Source organism: Thermodesulfobacteriota bacterium (assembly GCA_040756475.1).
In the GTDB taxonomy this organism is placed as follows: Bacteria; Desulfobacterota; Deferrisomatia; order Deferrisomatales; family JACRMM01; genus JBFLZB01.
Map to the genome: position 1 here is coordinate 1 of JBFLZB010000173.1, position 9,752 is coordinate 9,752.

Here is a 9,752-nt window from a genome sequence, read left to right on the forward strand (position 1 = left end):
GAGGCCGTGGGGTTGGACGACGACGAGGGAGGATGGAGATGGCGCGCTACTGGCTGCTGAAGACCGAGCCGGAGGAGTACTCCTTCGGCGACCTGGTGCGGGAGGGCAGGGGGCTCTGGGATGGGGTGCGAAACCCCCAGGCCCAGGCGGGCCTGGGGGCCATGGCGCCCGGGGACCGCGCCGCGGTGTACCACACCGGGCGGGAGCGGGCGGCCGTGGGCGTGGCCGAGGTCGCGGCCCCCCCGCGCCCCGACCCGGCGGAGCCCCGCTGTGCGGCCGTGGAGCTCGTGCCCGTGGGCTGGCTGGAGCGGCCGGTGACCCTGGGGGAGCTTCGGGCGGAGGCGGAGTTCGCGGGCTCGCCGCTCCTTCGCCAGCCGCGCCTGTCGGTGGTCCCCCTCACCGAGGGGCAGTGGAAGCGGCTGCTGGCCCTGGGAGGGCTGCCGGGCGCAGCGGGTCCACGCCCACCCCGTCGGCCCAGTGACCCCTCTTCGAGGTGACGGGGACGAGTCGCCCCAGCGGGCGGCGATACCCTGGGTTCCGTTTCGAGCCCCGTGGGTTCGCGTCACGGCGAAGTTGTCGGCGAACCGCCTGTCTCGCCCGTAGGGGCGCACAGCCGTGCGCCCGCCCCGAGGCACGACCGCCACTCCCTCGCGGGCGCACGCCGTGCGCCCCTACGCTGGTCCGGGACACCCAGTGGTGGGCTGTGTCCGGCCGGGTCGCGTCACGGCGCTCCCTCGGGATGGACGAGAAGCCAGGAGCCCAGGGCGAACCGCCCCGTGGGGCCGTGGCGAAGGGTGACCAGAACCCGGTTGAGCCGCCGGCTCAGGATGGCGTCGCCCTGGGCCTCGATCCGGCCGCCGGCGGGATCGAACCGGCTCTCCCGACGCCCCAGTTCGCTGACGAACACGTTGACGGTGTCCGGCCGGTACTCGTGGGGTTCGGCTACCGCCGCCGAGAGGCGGGCGGGCAGGGCGCCCCCCGGCACCGGACCCGCAGGGGGTGTCTGGTCGCTCAGGACCAGGGGCAGATAGCCCATCCGCTCGGTAAAGGTGGCCATCTCCGCCACCGTGCCCACCACCGCGAAGCGGGGCAGCCACAAGGGATCGTGGCCCCGGCCCAGGGCCCCGGCGTCCTGGGAGAACCCCAGGGCGAAGCCGGCCTCCCGGGCCTCGCGCAGCACGGTGTCGTTGTACTCCCCGTAGGGGTACGCGACCCACCGGGCGTCGATGCCCCGGCGCTTCAGGCGCTCGGCTCCCTCCCGCAGCTCTTCTCGAATCCGCCGCACGTAGGCCTCGGCCGGCTCCCCCTGCTCGGGGGCGCCCAGGCGCAGGTGGCGGTGGCCGTGGGCGCCGAAGCTCGCGCCGGCCCCCGCCAGCTCGCCCACCATCTCCCAGGTCATGTAGTCCGGGTACCCCCGGTCCAGGGCCTCGGTGGGGAGCAGCACGGTAAAGGGATGGCCGAACTCCCGCAGCACGGGAAGGGCGTTCTCGTACACGCTGCGGTACCCGTCGTCGAAGTGGATCGCCACCGCCCGCTCCGGCAGGGGCTCCCCGCGGAGCAGGAACGCCTCCAGGCGCTCCGTGGAGACCACGGTGAAGCCGTTGTCCCGCAGCCACTGGAGCTGGGCCCGGAAGGCCTCGGTGGAGACGTTGGTGGAGGGATGGCGGGTGTCGCCCACCCGGTGGTACAGGAGCACCCGGGCGTGGGGCGGCTCGGCGGGAGCGTTCGCGGGGATCAGGCCCGCCGCCGCGCCGGGCGCTCGAAGAGCCAGGGCAAGCCCCAGGGCAAGCAGGCCCCCCGCGAGCGCCCCGCGCCAGACCGAAGACAGGGGATTCCAGGCCTCTCGACCCACGCACGCGCCTCCCTTCCGGACGAATCTTCCGAGAACCCACCGGATTTTGTCCGGCCGTCCCCGCCCCTGTCAAACCCTCGCCCGGGCGAGACGCCAGGTGAGACCGCTTGCCACCCAGGTTGTGGCTGGTGGCCCCCGCTTCCTCTTCTCGCCGGCCGCTCTTCCGTGATAGGTTTCCTGCGCTCGCCCGGACCCGGGCATTTGCGCTGCCGGCGCTCCGTTTCCCGAGGAGGAACCCCGTGCCCCTCCACGTCGTCGACCACCCTTTGGTGCGCCACAAGCTCGGGCTCTTGCGGCGCGTCGATACGAGCACCTCGAAGTTTCGGGACCTCACCCGGGAGATCACCGCGCTCCTCACCTACGAGGCCTTCCGGGGCCTGGAGACCGAGAAGGTGCAGGTGCAGGGGTGGGCCGGGCCGGTGGAGGTGGACAAGATCTCGGGCAAGAAGGTGGCGGTGGTGCCGATCCTGCGCGCGGGCATCGGGATGCTCCAGGGGGTGCTCGACCTGGTCCCCGCGGCCCGGGTCAACGTGGTGGGCCTCTACCGCAACGAAGAGACCCTGGAGCCCGTGCACTACTACCAGAAGCTCTCCACCGACATCTCGGAGCGCCTGGCCTTCATCCTCGACCCCATGCTCGCCACGGGCAACTCCCTGGTGGCGGCCGTGCGCCTCCTGCGCGAAGCCCGGTGCCCCGACGTGCGGGTGCTGTGCCTGGTAGCCGCTCCGGAAGGCGTGGCCCGCATGGAGGCGGCCTTCCCCGACGTGCAGATCTTCGCCGCCAGCCTCGACCAGCGCCTCAACGACCAGGGCTACATCCTGCCGGGGCTGGGAGACGCGGGAGATCGGTTGTTTGGGACAAAGTAGGAGCTGCGCGTTGCATGTGGCGAGTTGCTTGTTGGAAGTCGGTTGTTGCACGTTGGTTCTTGCCCGAGACGCCGAGGCGGGTGCCGCAACTCTAACGGACAATGCGCCAATTACGACGCGCCACCCACAACCAACAACGTGCCACGCGCAACGCGCAACGAGCAGACACCATGCTTCGAGACCTGATCCTCGGCGTCCAGATGCTCTTCGTGGCCTTCGGGGCGCTGACCCTGGTGCCGCTCCTCACGGGGCTCGACCCCTCGGTGGCGCTCTTTACGGCCGGGGTCGGGACGCTGCTCTTCTACTTCATCACCCGGCGGGAAGTGCCGGTGTTCCTGGGCAGTTCCTTTGCGTTCATCGCGCCGATCGCGGCGGCGCGCGACCAGTGGGGCATCCCGGTGGCCCTGGGGGGGCTCTTTGCCGCGGGCTTCCTGCACATGGGCATGGCCCTGGTGATCCGGGCCCGGGGCGTGGGGTTCATCGAGCGGCTCCTGCCCTCGGTGGTGGTGGGGCCGGTCATCATGAACATCGGGCTGGCGCTGGCGCCGGTGGCGGTGGACATGTCCAAGCAGAACTGGCTCCTGGCGCTCCTGAGCCTCGCCACCGCCATCGGCCTCGCCGTGTACGGCCGGGGGATGCTGCGCCTGATCCCCATCCTGGGGGCGGCGGTGGTGGGCTACGGGGCGGCGCTCCTCGCCGGGCTGGTGGACTTCGCGCCCGTGCGGGAGGCGGCCTGGCTGGCGGTGCCCGCCTTCACCTTCCCCGCGTTTCGCTGGGAGGCCATGCTCTTCATGGTACCGGTAGCCATCGCCCCCATGATCGAGCACATCGGCGACATCTACGCCATCGGCAAGGTGGCGGGCAAGGATTTCGCCGCCCGCCCGGGCCTGCACCGTACCATGTTCTCCGACGGCCTGGCCACCTCGGCGGCGGCCCTTTTCGGCGGGCCACCCAATACCACCTACTCCGAGGTGACCGGGGCCCTGGCGCTCATCAAGGTCTACCGCCCCCACCTCATGGCCATCGGGGCCGTCACGGCCATCCTGCTCGCCTTCGTGGCCAAGCTCGGGGCGCTGCTCAAGACCATCCCCGCGCCGGTCATGGGGGGCATCCTGATCCTGCTGTTCGGGATGATCGCGGCCGTGGGCGTGCGCACGCTGGTCACCGCGCGGCCCGACCTCGGCGCGACGCGAAACCTCACCATTATCGCCGTGGTGCTGATCGTGGGAATCGGCGGCGCGACCCTCGAGGCCGGGAGCTTTCGCCTGGGGGGCATCGGCCTGAGCGGGGTGGTGGGGGTGCTCCTGAACCTGCTCCTCCCCGGAGCGCCCCGGGAGGCCACCGCGAGCCACGTGGTGGACGGCCCCGAGCAGGCCGACGAGTTTTCGGACCTGTGACCGCGATTCTCGGAAGACCGCCACAAAGACACGTAGCCACGAAGAGATGCCAAGTTCGTGCGGGGCTCCCGGCAACCCTGGGCGCGAACGCCGGGCGCGCGAACCGGGCGTTGCTGGTGCCTTGGTGCCTTCGTGGCGGATACTCCCGCCCAACTGCCCGGGACCACCGATTCCCGGCGCCAGACGGATACGACCGCACCGGAGAAGAACGCAGATGAAGATCCTGCTCGTGGTGGGGGCGCGGCCCAACTTCATGAAGATCGCGCCCATCGTGGACGCGCTGGAGGCGTGGAACCGCTCCCGCCCCGGGTTGCCCATGGCCTACCGCCTCGTCCACACCGGCCAGCACTACGACGAGAAGATGTACGACGCCTTCTTCCGCGACCTCCAGATCCCCCGGCCCCACGTGGATCTGGGGGTCGGCTCGGGCTCCCACGCCGTGCAGACGGCCCAGGTGATGCTGCGCTTCGAGGAGGTGTGCGTGGCGGAGACCCCCGACTGGGTCCTGGTGGTGGGCGACGTGAACTCCACCCTGGCGGCGACCCTGGTTGCCTCCAAGCTCGGCATCCGGGTGTGCCACGTGGAGGCGGGGCTTCGCAGCCGCGACCGCTCCATGCCCGAGGAGATCAACCGCCTGGTGACCGATGCGGTGGCGGATCTGCTCTTCACCACCAGCCGCGACGCGGACGAGAACCTGCGGGCCGAAGGGGTGCCCCCGGAGAAGATCCGCTTCGTGGGCAACGTGATGATCGACACCCTGCTCCGACAGGTGCGCCGGCTGCCCGAGGTGCGCCCCGAGCCCCTGGTCGTCCCCGGCGACCGCTACGGGGTCGTCACCCTCCACCGGCCCAGCAACGTGGACGTGCGCGAGACCTTCGCGGGCATCCTCGGGGCCCTCGGCGAGATCGCCCGAACCCTGCCGCTGGTCTTCCCCATCCACCCCCGCACCCGCAAGATGGCGGCCCAGTTCGGGCTCGACGGCTCGCTGCGCGAGCTCGCCCCCGGCGCGGCCGGCCCCCTGGGCCCGGGCATCCACGTCACCGATCCCCTGGGCTACCACGCCTTCCTCAACCTCTGGAAGGACGCGGTCCTCGCGCTCACCGACTCGGGCGGGCTCCAGGAGGAGACCACCGCGCTCGGCATCCCCTGCCTCACCCTGCGGGAGAACACCGAGCGCCCGGTCACCCTGTGGGAGGGCACCAACGTGCTCGTGGGCACCGATCCCGCCCGCATCGTCGCCGAAGCCCGGGAGGTGCTCGCCCGGGGCGGCAAGGCCGGCCGCATCCCCGAGCACTGGGACGGCAAGGCCGCCGAGCGCATCGTGGCCGCCCTGGCCGAGGCGGGTTACCCCACCGCCCCCGAGGCCCGCAGTCGGCCTTGCTCCTCCTCGGAGTAGCCCGCCTCGGAGAGCAGCTCGCCGGTGTGCTGCCCCAGGCGGGGCGGTGCGGTGCGCAGGGCTGCCGGGGTCTCGCCCAGCCGGACCGGAGCGGCCAGGGCCGACACCTCTCCCACCCCGGGCACCAGCAGGCGCTCCACGAGCTTTCGCGCGGCCCAGTAGGGGTGGTCTTCGAGCTCGTCCATTTCCAGCACCGGGGTCACGCAGCAGTCCACCGGCGCCAGCTCCGCGGCCCAGGCATCCCGCGAGCGGGTGCGGAACACCCTCTGGAGCTCCTCGAGGACCCCGAGGCGCGCCTCGCCCTGGGCGAACTGCAAGGGCGCCCACTCCGGGCGGCCCAGGTGGCGGCACAGCCGCTCCCAGAACACCGGCTCCAGGGCGCCCACCGCCAGCCACTTTCCGTCGGCGGCCTCGTACACCCCGTAGCAGGGGTACTCCCCCGAGAGGCACGGCCCCGGGGAGTTCCCCTCTTCGCCCCGGAAGGCCCACCGGTACACGAGCCAGGGTGCCACCCCGTCCACCATCGCGGCGTCCACGAGCTGCCCCCTCCCTGTGCGCTCCCGGGCCAGCAGGGCCAGCAGGATGCCCAGGCAGGCGGTGAGCGCCCCGCCGCCCACGTCGGCGATCTGGAACCCGGGGACCACGGGGCGGCCACCGGCGTCCCGCACCAGGCCCAGGGCCCCGGCGATTCCCAGGTAGTTCACGTCGTGGCCCGCCTGGCGGCTCAAGGGCCCGTCCTGCCCGTAGCCGGTGACGGCGCAGTACACCAGGCGCGGGTTCCCCCGCCGCAGCACCTCGTAGCCCACGCCCAGCTTGTCCATGACCCCCGGCCGGAACGACTCCACCACCACGTCGGCCCCGGCGGCGAGCCGCAGAAAGACCTCGCGGCCCTCCGGCTTCTTCAAGTCCAGCGCGAGGCTGCGCTTGTTGCGGTTCAGATTGAGGAAGAACAGGCTCTCCCCCTTACGCAGGGGGGCGAACTCCCGCAGATAGTCACCCCGGCCGGGCTCCTCCACCTTCACCACCTCGGCCCCGAAGTCGGCGAGCACCTGGGTCGCGAAGGGGCCGGGGAGCAACCGGGAGAGATCCAGGACCCGCAGTCCGTCGAGCGCACCGGGCATGTCGGCCTCCGAGAAGAATGGTTCCATTCGGGTGGAATTCGGCTATTCTGTTGCGTCTGCACATCCGTGGCAACCCTCTCTCCGCCCGGAGGCGCACGTTGGACGTTCGTCTTGTCAGACACCTCGGCAGGTTCGCCCTCCTGGCCGCTCTCTTCGGGGGCCTGGGTGTACCGGCGCCCGCCCACGCGCTGCGGCACCTGGCTGCCGGAGACGCCGCGCCCGATCCCGCGCTCGTTGCGGAAGGAGGCACGCCTGCGCCCCTCTCGGCGCACCTGGGGGAGAAGGGCGCCCTCGTCGTCTTCTGGGCCTCCTGGAACCCCCGTTCGAGCGAGATCCTGGCCTACCTGGCAGGCCTGGGCGAGCGGTATCGCCCCCACGGGCTCCGGGTCCTCCCGGTCAACGCCGAGCGCGAGGCGCTGGGCGGGGACGAGATGCAGGCCCTCGGCCGGCTCTACGGCGGTTGGGGGCTTCCGTGGCCCACCCACTTCGACCCGGGCCTCGACGCCTTCGATGCGTTCGGCGTCATGGCCCTGCCCACGAGCATCTACGTGGGGCGGGACGGCCGCCTGGCCGGGTTCTACCCCGGCTTTCCCGCCGAGGCCCGGGAGGCCCTGCCGGAGCTGGTCGAGAAGGGGCTGGGCATCTGGTCCCCTCCGGTGGCGGTGCGGCGCCCCCTGGAGGTACGCCACCAACCCAAGGGCGCGGCGGGCCCCTTGTTTCGCCAGGGGCAGCGCCTCTTCGAGCGGGGCATGCCGGCCCGGGCGCTGGAGGTCGTGGACCGGGCCGGCTCTGCCGACCCGGATTTTGCCGTGGCCCAAGCCGTCGGCGTGTTCCTCGCCGGCCGGAGCCGGGCGGGCGCCGACGCAGACGGCCGCCTCGAGGCCCTGCGCGCCCGGAGCCACGGGGAGCCCGCGTTTCGCGAGGCCCTGGGGGTCGCCCTCCTGAGCGTGGGACGCGAGGAGGAAGCGATCGAGGAACTCCTTCCCCTCTTGGACGCGCCGGAGCCCCGCCCCCGGGGCCTGGTGGCCCTGGGTTTGGCCCGGGCGGGCCGGGGAGACCCGCACGGCGCGGAGGAAGTGTTGCGGCGCCTCGAGGCCTGGCCCCTGGGGGGTGTGCCCCTGGAGATCGACGTGGGCGCGTACCTGGACCCGGACGTCTCCCCCGACGCGCGCTGGTCGGACCGGGAAGCGGTGCTGCTTCGCCTCCTGGACCTGCGCTCTCGGGACCCCTGAGCCTGAGCTGTCCATGACCTTTGGTCAGTCCGAGGGATGCAACCCAGCACGATCACCCTCGCCCCAGGCCCCTCTCCCATCGGGGGCGAGGGGATTCAAGGAGAAAAGTTTGACTACAGGGAGTTGCGCCGGAGAACCGGCGCGTTATATTGCGGCCCCACTCTTCCCGGAAAGGAACCGACATGTGCCAGAGCTATCGTAGAACCTGCACCTGCGGGCAGCGCACCTCCGAGATCTTCTTCGGCAAGATGGTCCTCGACGAGGCTGCGGTGCGCGAGGTGTACTGTCCCCAGTGCAGCGCCACCGTAGAGGTCGACCCCGTGTCGATGGTGGAGGACAACGGGTGGATCCTGGAGCTCGACCCCGAGGTGCTGCGGGCGTTTGCCCCGCGCATGGAGATGACCCCCGACGGGGTGACCGCCGAGAAGGTCTTCGACGAGGAGTACGTCACCTGGGTCGGGTTCAGCCCCGAGGACAACGTCCAGCGCTCCACCGAGCGCGCCGAGATCGCCAAGCGCACCGCCGGAGACACCCGAGCCCAGTTCGAGGCCCTCAAGAAGTGGGCCGTGGAGCGGGAGCGGCGCTTCTACGACCAGGGGTGGCGCAAGGCGACCCAGAAGAAGGCTGCCTTTGGAGGATGACGGCCCGGGCTCGGGCCCCAACGCGAGGAGAACACCATGCGGAAGTTTTGGCTCGCCGGGCTGGCGGGCGCACTGAGCCTGGGTATGTGGGGTGCCGCCGGGGCCCAGGGCACCGGTGAGGTCAAGGCACTCTTCGAGCAGAAGTGCAGCATCTGCCACCCCTTCGACCGGGCGACCGCGAAGAAGAAGGACCGGGAGGGCTGGGAAAAGACCGTGCTGCGCATGAAGAACGTCAACGGCGCCCCCGTCACCGACGAGGAGGCCCGGGCCATCATCGGCTACCTCACGGCCAACCACGGGCGCTGAGCGAAACCACCGGTCTCACGCAACGGCGCGACCCGTCTCCCACAAAGGCGAAACCCCGTCTCACGCAACGGCGCAGCGACGCAACGAAAACGAGGGGAGTATCGGATCGGGACAGAAGCGGTCCGGGTCTGGTCTCAAACGTGAGCAGGTCTGGTTGGCACCCAGGGCAGCTTTGCGTGGAAGGACACCTTGAACTCTCGTTGCGCCGTCGCGCCGTTGCGTGAGACGCCCTTTCCCCGTCACCTCGTCACCAGCCCCTTTTCCAGCGCGTAGGCCGTGAGCCCTGCCACGTCGTGGCGGCCGAGCTTCCGCATCAGGCTGGCCCGGTGCTTCTCCACGGTCTTGGGGCTGATGCACAAGACGTCGCCGATCTCCCGGTTCTTGTAGCCCTCGGCCACCAGCTTCAAGACCTCCCGTTCCCGCTGGCTGAGGTCGTCGAAGGGCATGCGGGCCCCGGGGTCTGTCTTGCCCCCCAGGTAGCCGTCGATCACCTTGGCCGAGATCTGGGAGCTCAGGTACCGGTGCCCCTCCAGCACCCGCCGCACGGCGGTGGCCAGCTCGGCGGAGGTGGCGTCCTTGAGCACGTAGCCGTCGGCCCCGGCCTGGAGCGCCGCGTACACGTACTCCTCGGTCTGGTGGACGGTGAGCACCAGCACCCGCGTCTTCGCCGAGCTTCGCTTGATGTCGCGGATGGCGTCGAGACCGTTCATGCGGGGCATGGAGAGGTCGAGCAGCACCACGTCGGGCTGCAAGGACACGGCACAGCGGATCGCCTCGAGCCCGTCGGCGGCCTCCCCCACCACCTCCACGTCCCCCCCCGCCGTCAAGATGGCGCGCAACCCGTCCCGCAGGATCGTGTGGTCCTCCACCACCAACGCCCGGTATCGGGTACCCATCGCACTCCACGCCCGTCTGGCCCGTCTGGAGGGATCCCTCGAGGC

10 protein-coding genes are annotated in these 9,752 nt (G+C 71.3%); 7 read left to right on the forward strand and 3 right to left on the reverse strand.

Translation table 11 applies throughout. The features are described from left to right. Positions 1 to 38 precede the first annotated feature (38 nt). Positions 39 to 497 carry an EVE domain-containing protein gene (locus AB1578_18790; GenBank protein ID MEW6489942.1) on the forward strand — a complete coding sequence of 153 codons (459 nt, stop codon included), beginning with the start codon at positions 39 to 41 and terminating at the stop codon, positions 495 to 497. 224 nt (positions 498 to 721) lie between these two features. Here the strand turns inward: AB1578_18790 and AB1578_18795 are convergent, their stop codons facing one another. Next, positions 722 to 1,852: a polysaccharide deacetylase family protein gene (locus AB1578_18795; GenBank protein ID MEW6489943.1), complete on the reverse strand. Its 1,131-nt coding sequence runs from the start codon at positions 1,850 to 1,852 to the stop codon at positions 722 to 724. Between the two features lie 239 nt (positions 1,853 to 2,091). Between AB1578_18795 and upp the strand changes: the two genes are divergently transcribed. The 3 genes from upp (at position 2,092) to wecB (ending at position 5,511) form a co-directional block, all read left to right on the forward strand. Then, entirely contained in the window at positions 2,092 to 2,718 is a 627-nt protein-coding gene (gene upp / locus AB1578_18800; GenBank protein ID MEW6489944.1) for a uracil phosphoribosyltransferase, read from the forward strand. Positions 2,719 to 2,888: 170 nt separating this feature from the next. Next, the gene (locus AB1578_18805; GenBank protein MEW6489945.1) at positions 2,889 to 4,115 is read left to right on the forward strand and encodes a uracil-xanthine permease family protein; all 1,227 of its coding nucleotides are present in this window, start codon (positions 2,889 to 2,891) and stop codon (positions 4,113 to 4,115) included. A gap of 214 nt (positions 4,116 to 4,329) precedes the next feature. Continuing rightward, entirely contained in the window at positions 4,330 to 5,511 is a 1,182-nt protein-coding gene (wecB, locus tag AB1578_18810) for a UDP-N-acetylglucosamine 2-epimerase (non-hydrolyzing) (GenBank protein MEW6489946.1), read from the forward strand. On the opposite strand, the gene AB1578_18815 is transcribed toward wecB, so the two are convergent. After that, positions 5,460 to 6,632, reverse strand: coding sequence for a CaiB/BaiF CoA-transferase family protein (locus AB1578_18815; protein MEW6489947.1), 1,173 nt, complete (start codon positions 6,630 to 6,632; stop codon positions 5,460 to 5,462). The genes wecB and AB1578_18815 overlap by 52 nt on opposite strands. Positions 6,633 to 6,730: 98 nt before the next feature. Between AB1578_18815 and AB1578_18820 the strand changes: the two genes are divergently transcribed. The 3 genes from AB1578_18820 (at position 6,731) to AB1578_18830 (ending at position 8,811) form a co-directional block, all read left to right on the forward strand. Then, positions 6,731 to 7,864, forward strand: coding sequence for a redoxin family protein (locus AB1578_18820; protein ID MEW6489948.1), 1,134 nt, complete (start codon positions 6,731 to 6,733; stop codon positions 7,862 to 7,864). Between the two features lie 182 nt (positions 7,865 to 8,046). Further along, positions 8,047 to 8,505 carry a hypothetical protein gene (locus AB1578_18825; GenBank protein MEW6489949.1) on the forward strand — a complete coding sequence of 153 codons (459 nt, stop codon included), beginning with the start codon at positions 8,047 to 8,049 and terminating at the stop codon, positions 8,503 to 8,505. A gap of 36 nt (positions 8,506 to 8,541) precedes the next feature. After that, on the forward strand, positions 8,542 to 8,811 hold the full coding sequence (locus tag AB1578_18830; GenBank protein ID MEW6489950.1) for a hypothetical protein: 270 nt from the start codon (positions 8,542 to 8,544) through the stop codon (positions 8,809 to 8,811). 239 nt (positions 8,812 to 9,050) lie between these two features. On the opposite strand, the gene AB1578_18835 is transcribed toward AB1578_18830, so the two are convergent. Next, entirely contained in the window at positions 9,051 to 9,707 is a 657-nt protein-coding gene (locus tag AB1578_18835) for a response regulator transcription factor (GenBank protein ID MEW6489951.1), read from the reverse strand. Positions 9,708 to 9,752 lie beyond the last annotated feature (45 nt).

Excerpts from the sequence above, each read along its gene's own strand:
- AB1578_18825 (MEW6489949.1), top strand. The coding sequence starts at position 8,047 with ATGTGCCAGAGCTATCGTAGAACCTGCACCTGCGGGCAGCGCACCTCC.
- AB1578_18815 (MEW6489947.1), bottom strand. The coding sequence starts at position 6,632 with ATGCCCGGTGCGCTCGACGGACTGCGGGTCCTGGATCTCTCCCGGTTG.
- AB1578_18835 (MEW6489951.1), bottom strand. The coding sequence starts at position 9,707 with ATGGGTACCCGATACCGGGCGTTGGTGGTGGAGGACCACACGATCCTG.
- AB1578_18830 (MEW6489950.1), top strand. The coding sequence starts at position 8,542 with ATGCGGAAGTTTTGGCTCGCCGGGCTGGCGGGCGCACTGAGCCTGGGT.
- wecB (MEW6489946.1), top strand. The coding sequence starts at position 4,330 with ATGAAGATCCTGCTCGTGGTGGGGGCGCGGCCCAACTTCATGAAGATC.
- AB1578_18790 (MEW6489942.1), top strand. The coding sequence starts at position 39 with ATGGCGCGCTACTGGCTGCTGAAGACCGAGCCGGAGGAGTACTCCTTC.
- AB1578_18805 (MEW6489945.1), top strand. The coding sequence starts at position 2,889 with ATGCTTCGAGACCTGATCCTCGGCGTCCAGATGCTCTTCGTGGCCTTC.